The 21620-nt window shown below is 68.4% G+C and carries 18 protein-coding genes and 2 riboswitches; of the genes, 6 read left to right on the forward strand and 12 right to left on the reverse strand.

Features of this window, described 5'->3' with window-relative positions; genetic code table 11:
* Positions 1 to 118 precede the first annotated feature (118 nt).
* The 9 genes from C560_RS0115590 to C560_RS0115630 form a co-directional block, all read right to left on the reverse strand.
* A complete protein-coding gene (locus C560_RS0115590) occupies positions 119 to 3154 on the reverse strand; it encodes an alpha-mannosidase (RefSeq protein WP_026538898.1) in 3036 nt (1011 codons plus the stop codon).
* Between the two features lie 90 nt (positions 3155 to 3244).
* On the reverse strand, positions 3245 to 4117 hold the full coding sequence (fdhD, locus tag C560_RS0115595) for a formate dehydrogenase accessory sulfurtransferase FdhD (RefSeq protein ID WP_026538899.1): 873 nt from the start codon (positions 4115 to 4117) through the stop codon (positions 3245 to 3247).
* A gap of 134 nt (positions 4118 to 4251) precedes the next feature.
* Complete coding sequence (locus C560_RS0115600) at positions 4252 to 5820, reverse strand: molybdopterin molybdotransferase MoeA (protein ID WP_026538900.1); 1569 nt, start codon at positions 5818 to 5820, stop codon at positions 4252 to 4254.
* Positions 5817 to 6104: a DUF6457 domain-containing protein gene (locus C560_RS0115605; RefSeq protein ID WP_018776011.1), complete on the reverse strand. Its 288-nt coding sequence runs from the start codon at positions 6102 to 6104 to the stop codon at positions 5817 to 5819. The genes C560_RS0115600 and C560_RS0115605 overlap by 4 nt, the downstream gene beginning before the upstream one ends.
* A gap of 21 nt (positions 6105 to 6125) precedes the next feature.
* Complete coding sequence (gene mobA, locus C560_RS0115610; RefSeq protein ID WP_026538901.1) at positions 6126 to 6788, reverse strand: molybdenum cofactor guanylyltransferase; 663 nt, start codon at positions 6786 to 6788, stop codon at positions 6126 to 6128.
* A 98-nt stretch (positions 6789 to 6886) separates the two neighbouring features.
* Positions 6887 to 7387 carry an HNH endonuclease gene (locus C560_RS0115615; protein ID WP_026266867.1) on the reverse strand — a complete coding sequence of 167 codons (501 nt, stop codon included), beginning with the start codon at positions 7385 to 7387 and terminating at the stop codon, positions 6887 to 6889.
* A gap of 219 nt (positions 7388 to 7606) precedes the next feature.
* A complete protein-coding gene (locus tag C560_RS0115620; protein ID WP_018776009.1) occupies positions 7607 to 8365 on the reverse strand; it encodes an NlpC/P60 family protein in 759 nt (252 codons plus the stop codon).
* 295 nt (positions 8366 to 8660) lie between these two features.
* A riboswitch (cyclic di-AMP (ydaO/yuaA leader) is annotated at positions 8661 to 8830 on the reverse strand.
* A 137-nt stretch (positions 8831 to 8967) separates the two neighbouring features.
* Positions 8968 to 9789 (reverse strand): M23 family metallopeptidase, encoded by an 822-nt coding sequence (locus tag C560_RS0115625; RefSeq protein WP_018776008.1) that lies wholly within the window; start codon positions 9787 to 9789, stop codon positions 8968 to 8970.
* 4 nt (positions 9790 to 9793) lie between these two features.
* Positions 9794 to 10005: riboswitch (cyclic di-AMP (ydaO/yuaA leader) on the reverse strand.
* A 150-nt stretch (positions 10006 to 10155) separates the two neighbouring features.
* On the reverse strand, positions 10156 to 10851 hold the full coding sequence (locus tag C560_RS0115630) for a metal-dependent transcriptional regulator (protein WP_018776007.1): 696 nt from the start codon (positions 10849 to 10851) through the stop codon (positions 10156 to 10158).
* Positions 10852 to 11197: 346 nt separating this feature from the next.
* Between C560_RS0115630 and serC the strand changes: the two genes are divergently transcribed.
* Positions 11198 to 12328, forward strand: a complete 1131-nt coding sequence (gene serC / locus C560_RS0115635) for a phosphoserine transaminase (protein ID WP_026538902.1) — start codon at positions 11198 to 11200, stop codon at positions 12326 to 12328.
* A gap of 61 nt (positions 12329 to 12389) precedes the next feature.
* Here the strand turns inward: serC and C560_RS0115640 are convergent, their stop codons facing one another.
* From C560_RS0115640 to C560_RS0115650, 3 genes are read right to left on the reverse strand one after another with little or no spacing between them, the layout of a single operon-like run.
* Positions 12390 to 13709, reverse strand: coding sequence for an MFS transporter (locus tag C560_RS0115640; RefSeq protein ID WP_026538903.1), 1320 nt, complete (start codon positions 13707 to 13709; stop codon positions 12390 to 12392).
* A 44-nt stretch (positions 13710 to 13753) separates the two neighbouring features.
* A complete protein-coding gene (locus C560_RS0115645) occupies positions 13754 to 14353 on the reverse strand; it encodes a DUF3027 domain-containing protein (protein ID WP_043423256.1) in 600 nt (199 codons plus the stop codon).
* Between the two features lie 8 nt (positions 14354 to 14361).
* Entirely contained in the window at positions 14362 to 14745 is a 384-nt protein-coding gene (locus C560_RS0115650; RefSeq protein ID WP_018776003.1) for a cold-shock protein, read from the reverse strand.
* Between the two features lie 178 nt (positions 14746 to 14923).
* Here C560_RS0115650 and C560_RS0115655 point away from each other — a divergent pair, with 178 nt between their 5' ends.
* The 5 genes from C560_RS0115655 to C560_RS0115675 all read left to right on the forward strand — a co-directional run bounded on the left by C560_RS0115655 (position 14924) and on the right by C560_RS0115675 (position 21558).
* On the forward strand, positions 14924 to 15157 hold the full coding sequence (locus C560_RS0115655; RefSeq protein WP_026538905.1) for a hypothetical protein: 234 nt from the start codon (positions 14924 to 14926) through the stop codon (positions 15155 to 15157).
* A gap of 10 nt (positions 15158 to 15167) precedes the next feature.
* A complete protein-coding gene (locus C560_RS0115660; protein ID WP_026538906.1) occupies positions 15168 to 17660 on the forward strand; it encodes a helicase-associated domain-containing protein in 2493 nt (830 codons plus the stop codon).
* Positions 17657 to 19303, forward strand: a complete 1647-nt coding sequence (locus tag C560_RS0115665; protein ID WP_026538907.1) for a DNA repair helicase XPB — start codon at positions 17657 to 17659, stop codon at positions 19301 to 19303. Before C560_RS0115660 ends, C560_RS0115665 begins: the two co-directional genes overlap by 4 nt.
* Before the next feature lie 75 nt (positions 19304 to 19378).
* Positions 19379 to 20089, forward strand: a complete 711-nt coding sequence (locus tag C560_RS0115670; RefSeq protein ID WP_018775770.1) for a response regulator transcription factor — start codon at positions 19379 to 19381, stop codon at positions 20087 to 20089.
* Between the two features lie 2 nt (positions 20090 to 20091).
* Positions 20092 to 21558, forward strand: coding sequence for a sensor histidine kinase (locus C560_RS0115675; RefSeq protein WP_026538908.1), 1467 nt, complete (start codon positions 20092 to 20094; stop codon positions 21556 to 21558).
* The last annotated feature ends 62 nt before the right edge of the window (positions 21559 to 21620 follow it).

Genomic DNA, 21620 nt, shown 5'->3' on the forward strand with positions numbered 1-21620 from the left:
CCGCTCCCACTCAGCCTGTTTAAGGGTATTTCCGGTTGCTCCGGACAGTGTCGTCCGGATGCCCCGACAGTGTCGTCCGGATGCCTCGCGGGAAGGGCGTGTCAGGCGGCCCTGTCTTTCAGCGCACAAACCTCAGCGTGACCAGCTGGAAGGGCCGCAGGGTAAGCTCGGCCGAATCGCGGCCTGCCGTCACTCCCGGGGCGTCGACGGGCCGTTCCAACAGATCCACGGCGTGCAGCCCGCGGACCGGGAAATTGGCCTTCACCGCGCCGGTGGACCGCTCCCCCAGCGCTTCGTACAGCCGGACAATCACATCTCCGGAGCCGTCTTCAGCGAGTTTGACCGCTTCAATGACAAGGGCCTGGTTGACGACTGTGACCAGCGGTTCCACCCCGTGCGCCCCGTGCACCACCCGCGGCGCCAGGTTGGTGCGGTAGCCCTCTTCGACGGCGTCCGCAATGGTGGCGCCCGGACGGACCGTGACGTGCAGCTCGTGCCTGCCCTGGTCCGCGCCGGGATCCGGAAACTTCGGTGCCCGCAGGAGTGAGAGCCGCACTGTGGTGGTGGTGCCGCCGTCGTCCTCCCGGACGTTGCGGGTGACGTCGTGGCCGTAGCTGGAAGCGTTGGAGATCGCCACCCCGTAGCCCGGTTCGGCGACGTGGATCCAGCGGTGGGCGCAGATTTCGAATTTCGCGGCCTCCCAGGACGTGTTGACATGGGTGGGGCGGAACACGTGCCCGAACTGAGTCTCCGCCGCCGACCGGTCCGCCCTGACATCCAGGGCAAAGCCCAGCTTGAGCAGCTTCTCGCTCTCCTGCCAGTCCACGACTGTGGTGATCGCGAGCGAGTCTGCACCCGCCGCGAGCGTAATCCTTTGGGTCACGGCAGAGGACCCGGCCATCCGCTCCACCACCACGACGGCGTCCGGGCTTTCGCCCCGGAGGCCGCGCTCCAGTGTCACCGAACGCGCCTCAATCAGACGGACGACGTTCCTGCGGTAGAAGGCGTCGATGTCCCACGCGTCCCACTCATTGGGCGTGTCCCGGTGCAGCTCCAGGAGGTTGCCGGCCTCGCCGGGAGCAATCGCCTCGCGTCCGGTGGCGCGGTCCGCGAGGGAGACCAGCAGTCCGTTGGCATCCACCACGGCCCGGATGATGCCATTGTCCAGGATGTAGCCGCCGCCGGCCCCGGTGACCTCTACCGGCCGCCCGGGCCGGACCGGTTCGGCAGCGGCCAGCGCAGGCACGCCCAGGCGCTCGTGCGGGGCCGCGTTGAGCAGGAATTCCCGGCTGCCGGCGCCGAGGGCCGCCGCCGCGGCGTTCGTGATGATCGCTTCCAGCCCCCGTTCGACGGCGGCGTAGTTCCGTTCGGCGTCCTGGTGGACCCACGCGATGGAGCTCCCCGGCAGGATGTCGTGAAACTGCTGCAGCAGGACCAGCCGCCACAGGCGTTTGAGCTCTGCAGCCGGGTAGCTGTGCCCGGTCCGCACAGCCGCGGTGGCACTCCAGAGCTCGGCTTCCCGGAGCAGGTGCTCGCTGCGCCTGTTCCCAAGCTTGGTCTTGGCCTGGCTGGTGTAGGTCCCGCGGTGCAGTTCCAGGTACATCTCCCCCACCCAGACCGGCAGGGGCTCATACTCGGCCTGGGCCTGGCTAAAGAAGCTGGCAGCCGAGCCGATGCGCACCTTCGGGGATCCTTCCAGGTCCGCCGTGCGCTGCGCTGCGGCCAGCATCTCGCGGGTTGGGCCGCCGCCGCCGTCGCCATACCCGAACGGAACCAGCGACGTGCCTCCGCGTCCGTGGTCCCGGTAGTTCCGTTCTGCGTGCGCCAGGTCTCGGGCGCTGAGGTCGGAGTTGTAGCTGTCCACCGGCGGGAAATGGGTGAACACCCTGGTGCCGTCGATTCCCTCCCAGTTGAAGGTGTGGTGGGGCATCCTGTTGACCTGGTTCCAGGAGATCTTCTGGGTCAGGAACCAGCGGCTGCCTGCGGCCTTGATGATCTGCGGCAGGGCCGCGGAATACCCGAAGGTGTCCGGCAGCCACGCCTCCTGGCAGTCGACGCCGAATTCGGCCAGGAAGAAGCTCTTGCCCTCGAGGAACTGCCGTGCCATGGCCTCGCCGCCGGGCATGTTGGAGTCGGATTCGACCCACATCCCGCCGACGGGAACGAACCTGCCGGCCCGGACCTTGTCCCTGATGCGCCCGAAGAGCTCCGGATAGTACTCCTTCATCCACGCGAGCTGCTGGGCGGAGGAGCACGAAAAGACGAAATCTGGATTCTCGTCCATCAGCGCGACGACGTTGGAGAACGTCCGGGCGCACTTGCGGATGGTTTCCCGGACCGGCCACAACCAGGCCGAATCGATGTGGGCGTGGCCCGTGGCCACGAGCTGGTGCGCCGAGGCATAGGCCGGCCGGGACAGGACATCGGCAAGGGCGGCCCGTCCGGCCTCCGCGGTCCCGGCAACGTCGTCGGGGTCCATGATGTCCAGCATGCGTTCGAGCGCCCGCAGGATGTCGTGGCGGCGCGGCAGGTCCATGGGCAGCTCGTGCATGAGCCCGCTGAGCGTGAGGATGTCCTGCTGCAGTTCCCAGACGGCCTGGTTGCGTTCGGCAATGGCGATCCTGCCGAGGCGGTACTTCGGCTCGCTGCCCGACGTCGCTTTGTCGCCGTAGGGGGTGGCGGCGAATGTCCAGTTCTGGGACAAGTCGGGGTTGGCCGCGGCTTCGACGTAGAAGTCGACGGCCATGCCACTGCCCAGGAGCTTGAGCGGGATGTATTGGTTCCGTGGCGAGATCGCCTTGATGATGGTCCCGTCGGACCGCCAGGCAATGCCTTCGCACTGGAAGCCCGGGAGGTCGCCGCTGAAGCCGAGGTCCACGAGGATCTCCACCGAGGTGCCGGCCGAGGTTCCCCAGGCGTCCGGCACTTCACCCCGGAGCCGGAGCCACTTGGTGCTCCAGGGCCGGCCCCAGGCCGCGCCGTGTTCTTGGGGTGCGAACTCCTGCCGCAGGGCCTCGAACACCGGCACGGGTTCGTCCGGCGCATCCCAGCTGCTCAGTGTCAGCGGCATGCTGCGCGAGTAGACGGCCGGGCCGACCCGGTCACGCAGAAAGCGGTCCAGCCGGACTTCCGTAAGACGGCGGTCGTCGTGCAATGTGATCCTCTTCAGCGCTGGGGGTCCGATCGATTTCCAATCGATGGATAAAACTTACGCCGCGGAGAACCTGTTGGCCAACTGTTGCCGCTAGCCGGCCGCGGGCGCCGGAACCGCGACGCGCTGCTGGCCAGCGTACACGTTCAGGCTGGTCCCGCGGCTGAACCCGGCCAGGGTCATCCCGCTGGCCCCGGCGAGCTCGACGGCCAGGCTGGAGGGGGCACTGACCGCGGCGAGGACCGGGATTCCGGCGAGGGCAGCCTTTTGGACCAGCTCGAACGATGCCCTGCCGGACACCTGCAACACGGTGCCCCGGAGCGGGAGCAGGCCTTCGCGGAGCGCCCAGCCCACCACCTTGTCCACCGCGTTGTGCCGGCCCACGTCTTCGCGCAGGCACAGCAACTCGGCCGAGCCGTCGTCGGAGATCCTGAAGAGTCCGGCGGCGTGCACGCCGCCGGTGACCTCGAAGACCTCCTGGGCGGACCGGAGGGCATCCGGGAGGGCCGCCAGCGTTTCCACGGGGACGGTCAGCGGATCTTGTGCCGGGCTGTAGTGCGAGGACTTCCGCACGGCATCGATCGAGTCCGTCCCGCAGATGCCGCAGGAACTGGAGGTGAAGACGTTGCGTCCCGTCTCGGGCCGTACGACGTCGGGCCGGAGCTGCGCCTCCACCACGTTGAACGTCTGCATGCCGTCGGCGTCTTCGCCGGCGCAGAACCTGAGCGAGACCAGTTGTTCGGGAGCCCAGATGATCCCCTCCGAGACGAGGAAGCCAGCGACGAGGTCGAAGTCATTGCCCGGCGTTCGCATGGTCACGGAGAACGACATGTTGCCGAGCCTGATTTCCAGCGGTTCCTCGACGGCAAGGACGTCCTCCCGGTGCCGGACCGGGAATTCGAGGGCCTGCGGGGACCCGTCCAGGACGATCTTGTGCACCTTGCGGCGCTGTGTCACACGGCCCATCCGGTGCTCCTAAGCAACATGTTGTGCCGCTGTTTGAATCTTGCGGCTGTTTGAATCTTTGGCTGGTTCCATCATTGTAAGTGTCTGATTCTGAAGGCGCGTCCCGCCCTGACGCCGGCGCAGCGGGCCAGGACTCAGCCCAAAAGGGCACTCCAGTCCACCGGCCCGTCGCTGGCCGCGGTCTTCCTGGCGGTCCGTTTCGCCGCGGGCTTCTGCGCGGCGGCCGCTGCCGAAGCGTCAGGCAGCGGCGCACCCCACGGGAGAGCGAAGGCAGGGACCAATTCCCCCAGCTGTACGCCATGGGGCGGGACCACCAGCACACCGTCGGCGGCAGCCAGGCCCCGCATCATTCCCGGGCCGGTATGCTGCGCCGGCGATGCCATGCCATAGAGCAGCCGGAAGGGCATGAGCCGGGTCCGGCCCGGATCGGCGTCAATGGTCGAGCCGCAGGGCAGCTCGCTCAGCGGGGGGACCGCGCCGTGCCCCAGGGCTGCGAGGAGTGGGGCCCCGATCGTGGACAGCGCCATCATGGCCGCGAGCGGGTTTCCAGGCAGGCCCAGGATGTAACGGCCGTCCGGCAGCTCGGCCAGCACGGCGGGGTGGCCCGGCCGCATGGCGATTCCGTCGATCAGCAGGCGGCCGCCGAGTTCGGCGACCGAGCGCCGGAGGTGGTCCGTTCCGGAGCGTCCCGTGCCGCCGGTGGTGATCACGACGTCGGCGGGCAGGTTTTCACCGGCAGGATCGGTATCCTCCAGCGCCGCGAGCCATTCGGCGTAGGTGTCGCCGACTTTCACTTCTTCGGTGCAGATCCCGCCGAGCATTCCCACCACGGCGGCCAGTTGGGGTCCGAAGGTGTCGCGGACCTGCCCTGGTGCCGGCATCCCGCTCGTCACGACCTCGGAGCCAGTGAAGACGAGGCGCACCACGGCCTTGCCGAGCACGGGAAGGGTATCGCTTCCAGCCAGCGCGGCGAGGGCAAGATGGGCAGGGTTCAGGACGGTGCCGCGCATGATCAGGACGTCCCCGGCGGCGGCTTCCTCTCCGGCCCTTCTGATGTGCTCGCCGTTGCGCGGGTCCCCTGGTTTCGCGGTGCCGCCCAGCTTCAGGACGGGCAGGCCGTCTTCGTCGGCACCGATGATGCCGCTTTCGCTGCGCAATACCGCTCTGGCCCCGGGCGGGATGAGGCCGCCGGTGGCAATCGGGCTGGCCTGATGCGGTGCCAGCCGCTGGCCGGGTTCGGCCAGGATCCAGGGGCCGCTGCCGTTGACGGCCCAGCCGTCCATGGCGGAAGAAGCGTAATGGGGCATGTCCTGCTGGGCAACGACGTCCGCCGCGAGGGTCCGGCCCAGCGCCTGCCGCAGCGGGACAGGGGCGGCCGGGATGGGAACGGCGCAGTCGAACGCGAGTTGCCGGGCCTCCTGCCACGTGTGGGCCAGGTGCCTGTGCGGCTCCGCCGAGGTGTCCTCGTCCGCTGCATCCTGGCCCTCGGTGTCCTGGTCCGCTGCATTCCGGTCAGCGGTGTCCTCGTCCGCTGCATCCTGGTCAGTGGTGTCCTTGCCCACTGCATCCCCGCCCGCAGTGATGCGGGGTCCGCCTCCACCGCCATCGCCGACTGCGTCTCCACCGCCGTTTCTGACTCCGTCTCCACCGCCATCTCTGCCAGGGGCAGCGGGTCCCCTGCCGTCCGGGGCCGCAGCCGTCATGCCCCGGAAGTTTCGGCGGCTGCGTAGTCCTTGGCGAGCCGGCGGGCCACGGCCATCGCCGCCTCCATGGACACGGAGTCCGTGGCCTGCCCGGAGCCCGAGGCCAGACCGGCGGCAAAGCCGGCAATGAAGGTGGTCAGGGGCGCCGCCGGGCGCACCACGGAATGGGCGGCCACGCCGGCCAGTGCGAGGACCTCATTCACGTCAATCTCAACGTCGTCCAGCTCCAGGGCCTGGAGCAGGGCACGGCACCAGTCTTCCAGCGTTTCATCCTGGCTTTTCACCGTTTGCCTCCATGGTCGAGTTCAGCTGCGCAGAGCCGGGCCGGAGCCCGGACCGCCGTCGGGAATCCTGCCGGATACCCCTAGTGCGGACGCGTCATCCCAGGTGTCGACGTCGTCGGTGGAACCCGGGGGAACGCGAACTTCCCGCACGTCCAGCCTAGCAAGAAGGGCGAAGACCGACGCGTTTTCCAGCCTGTTCCGGGATGCGGCGTCGGCGACGGAACGTTGTAGCACGGCCGTGCCATAAAAGCCCGCGAGCGGCTGCTTCCGGCCGTCGGCCGAGACTGCCATGACTCCGTCGGGCCCGTCCCGTTCCGGCGTACCTGCGGCCAGCGCGTCGGCCAGCGCGCGGACCGCGTCGGCGGACCGCGGCATGTCGCACGCCAGAACCAGGGTAAACGGCGCGGCGGCTGCGCGCCGGCCTGCGCGGTCGGCGGCCAGGGCAGCCAGGCCCGCGGCGATGGCTGCGGCCGGCCCCGCGAAGGGCGGGTCCTCACGGCAGGTCAGGACGCCGCCGGGCAGACCCCCGGGGTCGGGGCCGACGACGACGGTGCGCGCCGCCGCGCCCGCTGCCCCCAGTGACCGCTCCAGGAGGGTGGCGCCGTCGAAGATCAGCCCGGATTTGGGCACGCCGCCGAGGCGGGAGGCCCGTCCCCCGGCGAGAATGATGGCATCGAACTCCATCGCTTCAGCGTAGCGCGGCGCCGGCCGCCGCCGACCAAGCCGTGAGGTGCGCCGGCATCAATCCCACCAGCTGATCAGGCAGCAGGCCAGGAGGCGGGTCAGGCAGCCGATTCAGGCAGCAGGAATGGATCCCAGGCCGGCGTCGGCTTCTCGAGTTCCTTGATCTGCCAGATGGCGCCCTTTGGCGGGCCCGGGACAAAACCGATCTTCCAGCCCATCTCCGCCGGCGTATGGTCGCTCTTGGCGTTGTTGCACCGCAGGCAGGCCGCCACCAGGTTCTCCCAGGAGTCGGCTCCGCCCCGCGACTTGGGCTGGATGTGGTCGATGGTGTGGGCAGCCTTGCCGCAGTATGCGCAGCGGTGGGCATCCCGGCGCAGCACGCCGCGGCGGCTCACCGCAGTCATCGTGTTGTACCTGGGCCGGATGTAGCGGTTCAGCAGGATCACGGACGGGCGGCCCAAAATGTCCTGGGGGCCGACAACGGGGTCGTCCCCTTCGGCCACTACGCTGGCCTTTCCGGTCAGGACAAGGACGAGCGCCCGGCGGAAGGTGATGACCGCCAGCGGTTCATATCCAGCATTCAGAACGAGAGTGCGCATCCGCATACCTCTTCACGGCCGCACCCGCCAGCGGCACGAGGGCCGGCTGCCCTCTGCATGGTCGGGCTATGGATCGACAACACAAGAGTAAACACTCAAGTGCCGGATCGCCGAATATTTTTTCACCGGCGCAGTCCCCGGCGCGGAAAGTTCACTGCGCGGCAACGCAAAAGACCCCCGCCTGCAGGCGGGGGTCTTTCGAAAAGCTGGGGTTCGTGCTTAGGCGCCGACGCGGATGAAGACCGGGCCGGAGCCGACGTTTACGCTGTACAGCGCGGTGGTGCCGCCGTTCCAGCCGCCGTGCACTGCCATGCCGTTGCCGACGTAGACCGCGATGTGAGCCATGCCCACGCCGCCGTTCTGGTAGTAGGCGAGGTCGCCCGGGCGTGCCTCGCCGGCGCTCACGGTGCGGCCGAGGGACAGGTAACCTGCCGGCCAGCCGTGGTAGTGGATGCCGGCCGCGGCCAGTGCGTTGGTGGCGAGGGCGGTGCAGTCCTGCGCCACGCCGATCTGTGCGTAGGCAGCGGCGGCGATGGTCGCGCCAGCGCCGCTTCCGATGCCGGCCGGAGCCTGGGCAGCGACGCCGCCGCTGACGCCAAGCTCGGTGCCGCCGGCGCGGGAGGCCGTAGCGTCCTGGACCTTCACGACGGGCTTGGGAGCCTCGACGACGGGAGCCGGCGTGGTGGTCACGGCGGGCTTCTCGTAGGAGATCGCGATGGTGGAAGCGGCCGAGATGGTGGCCGGAGCTGCGGACTGGACTTCCAGGGCCGAAGCGGAGGTGGATTCGCGCTGAACATTGGTTTCAGCAGCGTTGGCTGCGATTCCGCTGGTCAGGACCAGACCGGAAGCTGCGGCGATGACCGCTGCCTGACGGCCCACGCCGCCGGCGTTGTCGCCGACAGCCTTAGCAATAACAGCCAGCGAGTTGGTCTTGGTGACCTCGGCGCGGTGCCGTGCAACGTTTGCACGAGTAGTCATTAAGTTCTCTCTTTCGTGATCCTTGGACCGCGCGCTTTCGGGCACGGACTGAGGACGCTCCGGCATCTTGGGGGTACGCCGGATCGCCCCGAAATGGGTTACTTAGCGAAGGGTGTACTGCGAAGACGCGCCAAAAGCGGAAACTGCATGCTGTCCGGGCTCGGTAGAGATTGAGCCTGCGGAACGTGATCCAATCCGGGCGCCGGCAAGGGCGGCACGTGATGTGGATTCCAGCGGGCTCGACAGAGCCTCGCCGGTGCGCATGCGCGCAGAATTGTGGCGTGAAGACACGAAAGTAGCCTCTCCCAATGCCTACGAGGTGAGCTGTCGGATTCGGATGGGAGTCACCCGGCCGCGCTGCTTCCTGGGAAGCTTTGCGACTTAACCCCAAGGCCTTCTTTCGAAGGCCAAAATTGGTTCCCCCGCCCCTGCCAGACGATGTAATGCGAACGGACCTTGAGCGGTGGCAGAGCTAGGCAATCCACTCAAGAGCGCCAACTTCGGAAAAGTTGGCGTGCTTCAAACCCTACAGCAGTCCGGAGCCAATGTCACATTCAGATCACGGCGTGTCACGGGGAGTTGAGAGCAGCCCATCGTCTTGTTTAGAGCCAGCCGAGCGGATCAACGACGTCGCCGTTGACCATCACTTCAAAGTGAAGGTGGCAGCCCGTGGAGGCGCCGGTGGTCCCGCTCATGGCGACGACGTCACCGCGGGAAACCTTCTGGCCGACCTGGACCGAGGCCGAGGACAGGTGGTTGTACGTGGTCTCCAGGCCGTTGCCGTGATCGATGACCACGCGGTTTCCGCCGCCGAAGGGATGCCAACCGTTGAAGGTCACGGTGCCGCTGGCGGCCGCGTGGACCGCCGTGCCGCACTGGGCGGCGAAATCCTGGCCGCGGTGGAACTCCCCCGCACCCCCAGTGATGGGGCTGACGCGGTAGCCGAAGGGTGAGGCCGTGACCAGCTGGTCCAGCGGCGCACCAAGGGTGCCCGCCGATGCCGCGCGGGTGATGGTGCCCACAGACTGGGCGCTCAGCAACTGCTTGAGCTTCCCGTCTGGATCACCCTTCGTGGTGACGGCCGTGCGGTTGAAATCAACCTTTGCGGCGGCGGCGGCCGTGACATCCGGCTGCACGGCAGCGGTGAGCGCGCCGGACCCGCCCGGATTCGAAGCCATCACCGGGCTCGTGACGGGAACCGTCACGGTGAGAACCAGACCAGTTGCGGCCAGCGCGATCCCGGCCTTCTGCCCGACTCCGCTAGCCGCGGCAAAGTCCGTGACCTGGCGGAACGGGCTGCGCCGGTGACGCCGTTCATCGCGGTGCACGTCACGCGGGCGTTCGGCCGTGTGAGCCACGACGGGCCGCGGCTCCGGAGCGGGACCGGTCGCGCGGCGACGGCCCCTGGCGGTCTGGGTGGTCAAGAACGGTTCCTCTCTGGATGGCCTGCGGAGTTAGCTGTCGGATTCGGGTCAGAGAGATCAAAGACCCGGTCCGCCGTTGCAAGCACCAGGCACAGAGGATCCCATGGGATCCTTCGGTGGAAGCTGCTTGCCGCTGACGGACTTCACCCCAAGGCTGCCGAAGTAGCAGCCGAAAGTGGTTCCCCCGCCCCTGCCAGGAGGTGGTTCTGCGACTGATCCGCTGGCAGGGCTCGGCTTCGGATCAGGTAACGCTTTGGTATCGGTACTGGCCACTAACTATAGGTGATTAAGCCGCCCGGTAATAAATCCGTAATCGCAATTGTGCACAACTCATGGGTCGTCCCATGACCGGCGCGGAGTGGCTGGTCAGGCGACTGTTACAAAGACGTGCGCGGCTACCTCGGGCGGCAGCTCCAGGGCACCTTCGATATCGGGGACGCGGACCGAGATGTACTCCCCCACCCGCTCCAGCGAGACCAGCGCGCCTGGCCTGATTCCGCCCTCGTCGAGCTGGGCCAGAAGCTCCGGCTCCACCTGGATCGGCTCCGCGAGCCGGTTGACCGTAACCCGGGAGCTCACACCGTAGCCGGCCATGGCCTCCAGCAGGTTCACGGCCCTGTCCACGGGGGCGCCGTTGGGCACGCCGCCAAGATCCGCAAGCCCTGGAATCGGGTTTCCGTAGGGTGAGACTGTCGGGTGGTTGAGCATCTCGAAGATTCTGCGCTCGACGCGTTCGCTCATGACATGCTCCCAGCGGCACGCTTCCTCATGGACGTAGGCCCAGTCGAGCCCGATCACGTCCGCGAGGAGGCGTTCGGCCAGACGGTGCTTGCGCATGACGCCGATTGCGCGTTTCCGTCCGGTTTCCGTCAGCTCAAGGTGCCGGTCGCCGGAAACAACCACCAGCCCGTCGCGCTCCATCCGGCCGATGGTCTGGGACACAGTGGGGCCGGAGTGGCGGAGCCGTTCGGCGATGCGGGCGCGGAGGGCAACGATGTTTTCTTCTTCAAGTTCCAGAATGGTCCGAAGATACATCTCCGTGGTATCGATCAGATCCGTCATTCAGCTCAGCTCCTCGAGCGCAGTCCTAGCGTCATTCCCACCGTACCGCGTGCGGGCTGCATGCAGGATGCGCCCTGGCGGGAACCGCCGTACGTTCGCATGCCAGCCTAGCCTATTTTGAATTACTCCGGATAATCTTTCGATCGGCCTGCAGCTATTGCCTCAGCCCCAGCCGGCCAGCCGTCCCCTGGTGTCTCAATGACCGGACTATGACAGGCCTTTTTCCGTATCGCCGGGAGCTGTCAGGCAAAATAGGACAGGCAGTATGAAAAGGGGGGTCCGTGGTAGCCATCCCTGCCCGCCACCTCCCAGCCACGCTACGAACCAGCCGAAAATTGGAGCCACTGTGAGCGACACCAGCATCACGATCCCCGCCAACCTCCTGCCCAAGGACGGACGGTTCGGCGCCGGCCCGTCGAAAGTCCGGCCGGAGCAGATGGACGCCCTGGCCGCGGCCTCGTCGACGCTGTTGGGGACCTCGCACCGCCAGGCACCCGTGAAGAACCTGGTCGGCTCGGTCCGCAACGGCCTCAGCGAATTTTTCCGGGCACCGGAAGGCTATGAAGTGGTGCTGGGCGTCGGCGGATCCACCGCGTTCTGGGACATTGCCAGCTTCGGGCTCGTGGAGAACAAGGCGCAGCACCTGTCCTTCGGCGAGTTCGGCTCAAAGTTCGCCTCCGCCACCAACAAGGCACCTTTCCTTGCCGAGTCCTCCATCATCAAGGCAGAACCCGGCACCCGCCCCACCGCCCGGGCGGAGGCCGGCGTCGACGTCTACGCGTGGCCGCAGAACGAGACCTCAACCGGCGTTGCCGCACCCGTCCAGCGCGTGGCCGGCGCCGACGAGGGCTCGCTGGTGCTGGTGGACGCGACCTCGGCCGCGGGCGGGCTGGACGTGGACGTGGCGGAGGCGGACGTGTACTACTTTGCGCCGCAGAAGAACTTCGCGTCCGACGGCGGCCTGTGGCTGGGCCTGTTCTCCCCGGCGGCCCTTGAGCGGGCGGCCCGGATCAAGGCCGGCGGCCGCTGGATCCCTGATTTCCTGGACCTTCAGACGGCGATCGACAATTCCCGGCTGAACCAGACCTACAACACCCCCGCGCTGGCCACCCTGGTGACGCTCGATGCCCAGGTGCAGTGGCTCAACGCCAACGGCGGCCTGGACTTCGCCGCCGGCCGGACCGCGGACTCTGCCGGCCGCATCTACCGCTGGGCCGAAGCGTCCGAATACGCCACGCCGTTCGTGGCCAAGGCCGAGGACCGCTCGAACGTGATCGCCACGATCGACTTCGACGAATCGATCGACGCCTCGGCCATCGCCAAGGTGCTCCGCGCCAACGGCGTCGTCGATACCGAGCCGTACCGCAAGCTGGGCCGAAATCAGCTGCGCATCGCCACCTTCGTGGCGATCGAGCCCGACGATGTCTCGGCACTGCTCGAGTGCATCGATTTCGTCGTGGCGGAACTGAAGAAGTAGTCCTGCGTCCGGCGTCGTCACGGCCGCACAGAACCCAAACCGTGACGGCGCCGTCGTCGTTTCAGGCTCGTCCGCCCGGCTGTGCCTCCGGCCGCGCGTCCAGGCCGGCACCGGCCGCGCCCGTCCCGCTTTCGACGCGGAAGTACCGCAGCCCGCGGGCGCGGCGGTTGAAGTGGAGCCGCAGGTGCTTCGCGTGGATGATCCACACCAGCCCGATCAGGGCCGCCAGCAGGCCGGCGCCGGCCGCGACCGCCATGGACCAGCGGGGGCCTGCGGTGTTTGCCACCCAGCCGACGAGCGGCGCACCAAGGGGAGTTCCGCCCATGAAGATCGCCATGTAGAGGGCCATCACCCGGCCCCGCATCACGGGCTCCGTGGTGGTCTGGACGTACCCGTTGGCGCTGGTCATCATGGTGATCGCGAACAGCCCCACGGGCACAAGTGCGACCCCGTACCAGAAGTAACTCGGGGCCATCGCTGCGATGCCCGAGGTCACGCCGAAGGCGGCGGCCGCCCCGAAAATGACCCGCAGCCGTGGCTTGCCGCGGCCGGCGGACAACAGGGCCCCGGCGACGGAACCGATGGCCATGATCGAATTCATCAGGCCGAAGGCCCCCGCGTCGAGGCCGAATTCCGTCCCCACCATGGCCGCGATGAACAGGGCGAAATTCAGTCCCAGGGTTCCCACGATGAAGATCGCCACCAGCACCACGACCAGGTCCGGACGGTACCTCACATAGCGCAGCCCCTCCCGGATCCTGCCCTTGCCCGCAGGTGCACGCGGCAGCCGGCGCAGCGACGACGACGGGATTTTCGCCAGGCTGAGCAACAGGGGCACGAAGGTGAGTGTATTGAGTAGGAAGACCCAGCCGGGCCCGACGGCGGCCGTGAGCACGCCGGCGACGGCCGGGCCGATCATCCGGGCAACGTTGAAAGACGCGCTGTTCAGGGCCACCGCATTGGGCAGGTAGTCGTCCTGGACCAGCTCCGAGACGAAGGTCTGCCGGACGGGGGCGTCCAGGGCCGAGACCACCCCGAGCATCAGGGCGAACGCGTAGACGTGCCAGAGCTGCGCCGCACCCGTGACCACCAGGATGCCCAGCCCCGCGCTCAGCAGCGCCATGGCTGACTGGGTCAGCACCAGGAGCCGCTTGCGGTTGAAACGATCGGCGACCAGCCCGGCCACGGGTGCCAGGAAGAGCTGCGGACCCAACTGCAGGGCCATCGTGATCCCCACCGCCCCGGCATCGTGCGCCGTCAGGTGGGCGAACACCAGCCAGTCCTGGGCGGTGCGCTGCATCCAGGTGCCAACGTTGGAGATGAGGGCGCCGACGAACCAGATCCGGTAGTTCAGGATGTGCAGGGATTTGAACGTGGACATCAGCCCCAGCCCTCCCTCGACACGCTCCCGGACGCTTCCAACCGCTAGTCGGCCTCGCCCGCGGAGCGTTCCCGCTCGTCGTCGTTCGACTCGTCGTCGTTGGCGTCGTCGTCGTTCATCGCAGCGGCGTCGGCGTTGGCATCATCCGGCTGGTCGGCGTCGGACGCCTGCGACGGCGCCTCGGAACCGGACGGCGTCTCGGCGGTCTCGTCAGCCTGCGCGTCTTCCGGGCGGACCCGCTCGGCCCAGGGAACCCAGGCCGGCGCCAGGATGGAGTCCTCGGAGGGCAGGAGGCCGAGTTCGTCCACCGTGACCACCTTGGACCGCGAGTTGCGGGTCAGCACGGCGTACCACTGCCAGCCGCCGTAGCCGGGCAGCCTGGATTCGAAGAGGTGGGTCACCAGGCGGTCGCCCTCGCTGCGGGCACCGATGTGCTCGCCGATCTGCTCGGCGGGGGCAATGCCCTCCACCGCGGCGCGGGCGACGTCGACGGCGGCGGCCAGGAAAGCGTCAGGCTTGCCGGTGCGCCAGACGGGCACGCCGGCGCGCGGGCGGATTCCCTGCTTGGGGCCGGTGGCTTTGGCCCCGGCGGGCGCTGTGGGTCCGGCATCCGGCGCCGGCAACTGATCAGGTTCCTGAGTCATCAAAAGCCTTATACGTCCAGCTCGTCGGCAACCTTACGGAGGGCCGCTGCGATCGCCTTGCCCTTGTTGCCTTCCGGGTACTTGCCCGCGGACAGGGTCCCGGACAGGTTGTCCAGCACGCTGACGAGGTCCTGGACCAGCGGGGCTAGGTCCCTGGCACTGGGCCGCTTTGCCTTGGCGATGGACGGCGTCTTGTCCAGCACGCGCAGGCCCAGCGCCTGGGCACCCTTGCGCCCGTCGGCTACACCAAATTCAACACGCGTGCCGGCCTTGAGCTCTGTGATGCCTTCGGGTAGCGCGGACTTGGGCAGGAAGACTTCCTGGCCGTCCTCGCCCGCGAGGAATCCGAAGCCTTTTTCCTTGTCATACCACTTGACCTTGCCGGTAGGCACGTAATCAACCTTCTTCGTTCTGCGGGGACACGGCCGGCGGTCACCGCATCCGCATGGATACGCGGGTTCAGGGTATGACTGCCCGGACCGTGTTGGTCTGTATCTTTCAAGGTTATCCTGCCTGGTTCACTTTAGCGGCTTGAGGCGCGGGCGATGCCGGACTGTTAGCGTTGCCCCCATGACACTGACGCGTTACCGGCGGCCCCTGATGATCGCAGCGGCCACCCTTGCTGTGCTGTCCCTGGTTGCCGTCGCCGCTGTCATGGCCATGGCCTTCAACAATGCCGTGGCGCCCGCCTGGATTACTTCGACGGCCCTCTACGGCCTCCCGGTGGCCTTCCTGCTCATGCTGGCGCTCGTTGTGGACGCGGTGGCAGCACGTCGCCGCCCGCGCGGGCCCGGCGAAAGGTAACGTTGGAGCGATGTCCCTCATCCGCGCGCTCAGCAAGGAACTTCAGGCACGAAGCGACGAATCGTTGCGGGCCCTGTTCTCCGCGCGGCCGGACCTGATTTCTCCGGGCGTTCCGGACTTCGCCGCCCTCGCCGCCCGCGCCAGCGGACGTGTCAGCGTGCAGCGGGCACTCGAACGGCTCAACCGCCCGCAGATGCAGGTCCTGGAAACCCTGCACCTGTGCACCAACGCCGATACCGGGCACAGCGCGTCGGCGGCAATGCTGAAGAAACTGATCAACGGCTCCTCGGTTGCCGCCGTCGACCGGATCCTCCATTCCCTGCAGGAACTGGCCCTCGTCCACCGCGCCGATCCGCCGCACGGCGCGACTCCCGCCGCCGCCAAGCAGCGCCACTACCTTCCGGTCGGCAGCCTCAAGGACGTGATCGGCATTTACCCTGCGGGGCTGGGCCGCAGCTACACCGAACTCGTGCGGCTCCAGCCCGCTTTTGCGCAGCGCGTGGTGCAGCTGGTGGGGGAACTGCACCGCGGCGGGGCGACCATCTCCCCCGCCACGACGCCGATGGAAGCCGCCCTGTCCCTGCAGCACTGGACGGCAACACCGGAATCGCTCCAGCAAATCCTGGCCACCGCACCGGATCGGACCGCAGCCCTCCTGGCCCGCTTCGGGAACTGGGCCATGGGCGCCGTTCCGCAGGCGCAGCGCCGGGCGTCCGTGCTGCACGAAAGCGCCGACGTCGGCCCCGTGGACTGGCTGCTGGCGCGCGGGCTGCTGGTGCCGCTGGACGCCGCCCATGTCGAACTGCCGCACAGCGTCGGAGTCTCGCTGCGCGGCGGCTATGTCATCGAGAACTTTTCGCTCGCGCCGCCCGTCCCCCGGCTGGGCCACACAAGTGCGGGGCTGCGCCGGAACGCCGCGTTGGGCGCTATCGCCGAGACGCTGCGGCTCGTGGGCGAAGTGCTCTACACCGTGCGCGAACAGCCGCTGGCGACGCTGCGCAGCGGCGGCGTCGGGGTCCGGGAGATGAAGCGGCTGGCGGATTCGCTGCGGATGGACGTGCACGAGGCCGGCGTCCTCGCGGAGCTCTGCGGAATGGCCGGTCTGCTGCGGCTGGACGTCGACAGTTCTGCGTGGGTGCAGCCGCCGCAGCTGGAGTGGCTGTCGCTGCCGCGCCAGGAGCAGTGGCTGTGGCTGGTCAACGCCTGGCTGGCCAGCGAGCGCGCGCCGTCCCTCGTGGGCCAGCCGGTGAATGCCGCCGCGCCGGGACCCGCCGGGCACCGGGGCCCGGCCGGGACCACCATCAATGCGCTCTCTGCCGAGGCGCAGCGGCCGGACGCCCCGGTGGTCCGCAAACGGGTCCTGGAAATCCTGCACGAACTCACCCTCGAGGCCGCGGCGCCCGACGGGCAGGCCCCCGTCCTCGATGCCGCCGCCGTGCTGGAGCGTGCCGAGTGGACACAGCCCCGAATGGCCAGGCGCTTCAGCTCGCTGATCCGCGGCATCCTCGCGGAGGCCGAGATGCTCGGCCTCATCGGCTCCGGGGCGCTCAGCCAGCTGGGCGCCGCGATCGCCGCCGAGCAGCCGGATGATGCCCTGGGGATCCTGGGCGAACACCTGCCCGCGGCCCTGCAGCATGTGTTGCTGCAGGCGGACCTGACGGCGGTGGCGCCGGGCTACCTCGACCCCGAACTGAGCGAACGGCTCCTGACCATGGCCGCGGCCGAAGGGCAGGGACCGGCCACCATCTACCGTTTCTCCGTCACCTCCGTGCGCCGGGCCCTCGACGCCGGCCAGGACGCCGCGGCGATGCTGGACTTCCTGCGCCAGCATTCGGCCACCGCCATCCCGCAGCCCCTCCAGTACCTCATCGAAGACACCGCCGCGCGCCACTCCCGGCTCCGGGTGGGGGCCGCTGCCAGCTTCATCCAAAGCGAGGACGAGGCCGCCCTGCTGGAGCTGCTCAACGCCCCGGCCGCCGCCGGCCTCGGACTGGTGCGCATCGCGCCCACCGTGGTCGTCTCCCACGCCGCGCCCCGGGAAACCGCCCAGGTCCTCCGGGGCCTGGGTCTCGCCCCCGTCCTGGAGGAAGCTGCCTCCGCCGTCGTCCGGCTGCGCCGCAGCACCCCCGCGCCCGGCAGCGGCCGGCCGGTCTACACCGCCCCGCGGACCGCCCCGCCGGAGGCCGACATCGAGGCCCAACTGGCCGTGCTGCGCGCCAACGGGTCCCGGGCGCCCGGCTCCGGCGCCCACCCGCCGGCGGCCCCGGGCAGCGAGGAGGCGACCCAGCTGGGGCTCGAGACCCTGCTGAAGGCGATCCGCCTCAGGCAGCGGGTCATCATGAACGTCGTGGACAGCATGGGGAATGCCACCCGCGAGACCGTTGTTCCGGTAGCTGTGAATGGCGGGCGGGTGCGGGTGTTCGATCCGGACAAGGAGATCGAGCGGGTCCTGTCCATCCACCGGATTATCGACGTAGAAGCTACAGAGGAATTGTTCCAGTGAATGACGGGCCCCTGATCGTCCAGAGTGACAAGACCATCCTGCTGGAGGTCGACCACGAACTCGCAACGGAGGCCCGGCACGCCATCGCGGCGTTCGCCGAGCTGGAACGGGCCCCCGAGCATGTGCACAGCTACCGGTTGACGCCGCTGGGGCTCTGGAATGCCCGGGCGGCCGGGCTGGACGCCGAAAAGGTGCTGGACACCCTGCTCACGTACTCCCGGTTCCCCGTGCCCCACTCCCTGCTGATCGACATCGAAGAGACCATGTCCCGGTACGGCCGGCTCCGGCTGGAAAAGGACCCCCAGCACGGCCTGGTCATGCGCACCTCCGACTACCCGGTGCTCGAAGAAGTCAGCCGCGCCAAGAAGATCGCCCCGCTGCTCGGGCCACGGATCGACGGCGAAACGGTGGTGGTGCATTCCTCCCAGCGCGGGCAGCTCAAGCAGCTGCTGCTCAAGCTGGGCTGGCCGGCCGAGGACCTGGCCGGCTACGTGGACGGCACCCCGCATCCCATCATGCTCAACGAATCCGGCTGGAAGCTGCGGCCCTACCAGCAACTGGCCGCGGAGAACTTCTGGGCCGGCGGCAGCGGCGTCGTCGTCCTTCCCTGCGGCGCCGGCAAGACGCTGGTCGGGGCGGCCGCCATGGCCACCAGTTCCACCACCACGCTGATCCTGGTGACCAACACCGTCGCCGCGCGGCAGTGGAAAGACGAGCTGCTCAAACGCACGTCGCTGACCGAGGAGGAGATCGGCGAGTACTCCGGCTCCGTCAAGGAAGTCCGGCCGGTCACGATCGCCACCTACCAGGTCCTGACCACGAAGCGCGGCGGGCTGTACCCGCACCTGGAGCTCGTGGACGGCAACGATTGGGGCCTGATCATCTACGACGAGGTCCACCTGCTGCCCGCGCCGATCTTCCGGATGACGGCAGACCTGCAGGCCCGCCGCCGGCTCGGGCTGACCGCCACGTTGGTGCGCGAGGACGGCCGGGAGGGCGAGGTCTTCAGCCTGATCGGTCCGAAACGCTACGACGCGCCGTGGAAGGACATCGAGGCCCAGGGCTACATCGCCCCGGCCGATTGCGTGGAAGTCCGGGTGGACCTGCCCCGCGACGAACGGGTGGCCTATGCCATGGCCGAGGACGCCGACAAATACCGCCTGTGTGCCACCTCCGAGACGAAGACCCGGGTGGTCGAAGAACTCGTCGCCGAACACGCCGGGGAGCAGCTCCTGGTGATCGGGCAGTACATCGACCAGCTCGACGAGATCGGCGAGCGCCTGGGCGCGCCGGTGATCAAGGGCGACACGTCGGTGAAGGAACGCCAGCGGCTCTTCGACGCCTTCCGTGCCGGCGAGGTGCAGACCCTGGTGGTGTCCAAGGTCGCCAATTTCTCCATCGACCTGCCCGAGGCGTCGGTCGCGATCCAGGTCTCCGGTTCGTTCGGTTCCCGCCAGGAGGAGGCCCAGCGCCTGGGCCGGCTGCTGCGCCCGAAGAAGGACGGCCGCTCCGCCCGGTTCTACTCGCTCGTGGCCCGGGACACCCTGGACCAGGATTTCGCCGCGAAGCGGCAGCGGTTCCTCGCCGAGCAGGGCTACGCCTACCGGATCATGGACGCCAAGGACGTCGGCACCGCGGGCTAGCGGGTGCGGGGCGCGGCCATGCAACACACAACGTCCATTCAGAAAACTCCCAGAGTCTGGGAGCATCATGGGAACATGAAGAAGAACGGTCCCGAAGCCAAGCTGCTCGTCGTCGATGACGAACCGAACATCCGCGAGCTGCTCTCCACGTCCCTGCGCTTCGCTGGTTTCGAAGTCGTCTCGGCCGGCAGCGGACGCGAGGCCCTCGCTGCTGCTGAGTTGCACTCCCCCGATCTGGCCGTGCTGGACGTCATGCTGCCGGACATGGACGGCTTCACCGTCACCCGCCGCCTGCGCGCCGCCGGCAAGCACTTCCCCGTCCTGTTCCTCACGGCCAAGGACGACACCGAAGACAAGGTCACCGGCTTGACCGTGGGCGGGGACGATTACGTCACCAAGCCGTTCAGCCTCGACGAGGTGGTGGCGCGCATCCGCGCCGTACTCCGGCGCACGCAGCCCCAGGTCGACGACGACGCCGTGATCCGGGTCGATGACCTCCAGCTCGACGACGACGCCCACGAGGTCCGCCGCGGCGGCACCGTGATCGAGCTCTCGCCCACGGAATTCAAGCTCCTGCGCTACCTCATGCTCAATCCGAACCGGGTCCTGTCCAAGGCCCAGATCCTCGACCATGTGTGGGAGTACGACTTCAACGGTGACGCCTCGATCGTGGAGTCCTACATCTCCTACCTGCGCCGCAAGGTGGATATCGATCCCGATGCCCCCGCACTGATCCAGACCAAGCGCGGCGTCGGCTACGTTCTGCGGACTGCCGAGAAGCGCTGACCTTGCTGTACCGCTGGAAATCGGCGTCGCTGCGCTCGCAGCTCGTGGCCATCATGATGGCACTCATGCTGGTGGCACTCACGGCCACCGGGGCGGGCACACTGACGCTGCTGCACAGCTTCCTGCAGGGCCAGGTGGATGACAAGCTCCGGGCCGCCGTCGAATCCGCGCGCCAGCAGCAGTCCTTCAGCCAGCTGCAGGAGACCAACACCACCGTCCCCACCGACTACTCGCTGATGCTCTTCAGCCCCGGTCTTCCGCCCTACACCTTCGGCGGCGACAAGGAATCCCACCCCGCCATCAGCACCTTTTCCTCGGTCGAGGCCCGGGAACGCCAGCAGATGCCCTTCCAGGTCCGCGGATCCGAGGGCGGCAACTGGCGGGTCGTGGCCGTCAGCGTGGTGGACAACAACAACCGCGGCGCCGTCGTCGTGATCGGGCTGCCGCTGGACCCCGTGGACTCGGTGATGGAACATGCGGCCCTGGTGGTGGTGGGCGTGGGCCTGCTGACGCTCGTGCTGGCGTTCTTCATCGCCACGTGGACCGTCTCGCGGTCCTTCCGGCCGCTGGCCCGGGTGGAGAAGACGGCCGCCGCGATCGCCGCGGGAGACCTCTCCCAGCGTGTGGAAGTGGAGAACCCGGGCACGGAAGTGGGCCGGCTCGGGAGCTCGCTCAACGCCATGCTCGCGCACATTGAGACCGCCTTCGCCGCCCGGATGGCGTCCGAGGCGCGGATGCGGCGCTTCGCCGCCGACGCCTCGCACGAACTGCGCACCCCGCTGGTGACCATCCGCGGGTTCTCCGAGCTGTACCGGCATGGGGCGCTGTCCACTCCGGAAGACGTGGCCACCGCGATGGGGCGGATCGAAAGTGAAGCCAAACGCATGGGAGCCATGGTGGAAGACCTGCTGCTGCTGGCCAGGATCGATGAACAGCGCCCGCTGCAGCAAAAACCCGCAGACCTGCTGCTGCTGGCCAACGACGCCGTGGTGGACACCCAGGCCAGCGACCGCAGCCGCACCATCACCCTCACCGGACTTGACGGCGAGGCCCCCGCCGCCGCCCCGGTGCTGGGCGATGAAGCCAAACTGCGCCAGGTGGTCAGCAACCTGGTCGGCAATGCCCTGCGCTACACGCCGGAGGGCACCCCGGTCGAAATTGGCGTCGGGGTCCGGACCGCACCGGACGGAACACGGCAGTCCGTGATCGAGGTCCGGGACCACGGACCGGGCGTCCCGGATGAGGAGGCGGCCAGGATTTTCGAGCGCTTCTACCGGGCCGACACCTCCCGGACCAGGGAGACCGGCGGCAGCGGACTCGGCCTGGCGATCGTGGCCGCCATCGTCGGCTCGCATTCCGGTTCCGTGCGGGTCGGGAAGACCGACGGCGGCGGTGCCACGCTGGTGGTCAGCATCCCGTTCCTGGACGAAGACGCCACGGAACGGTCCACTGCAGACTTATCCACATAGGAGCCGACGGCGGTGTCCGGCCGGCGCGCCGCCCGCCTACGCTTGAGGTGTCCGGAAGATCC

Origin of the sequence: Arthrobacter sp. 9MFCol3.1 (genome assembly GCF_000620385.1) — a bacterium.
Lineage (GTDB): Bacteria > Actinomycetota > Actinomycetes > Actinomycetales > Micrococcaceae > Arthrobacter.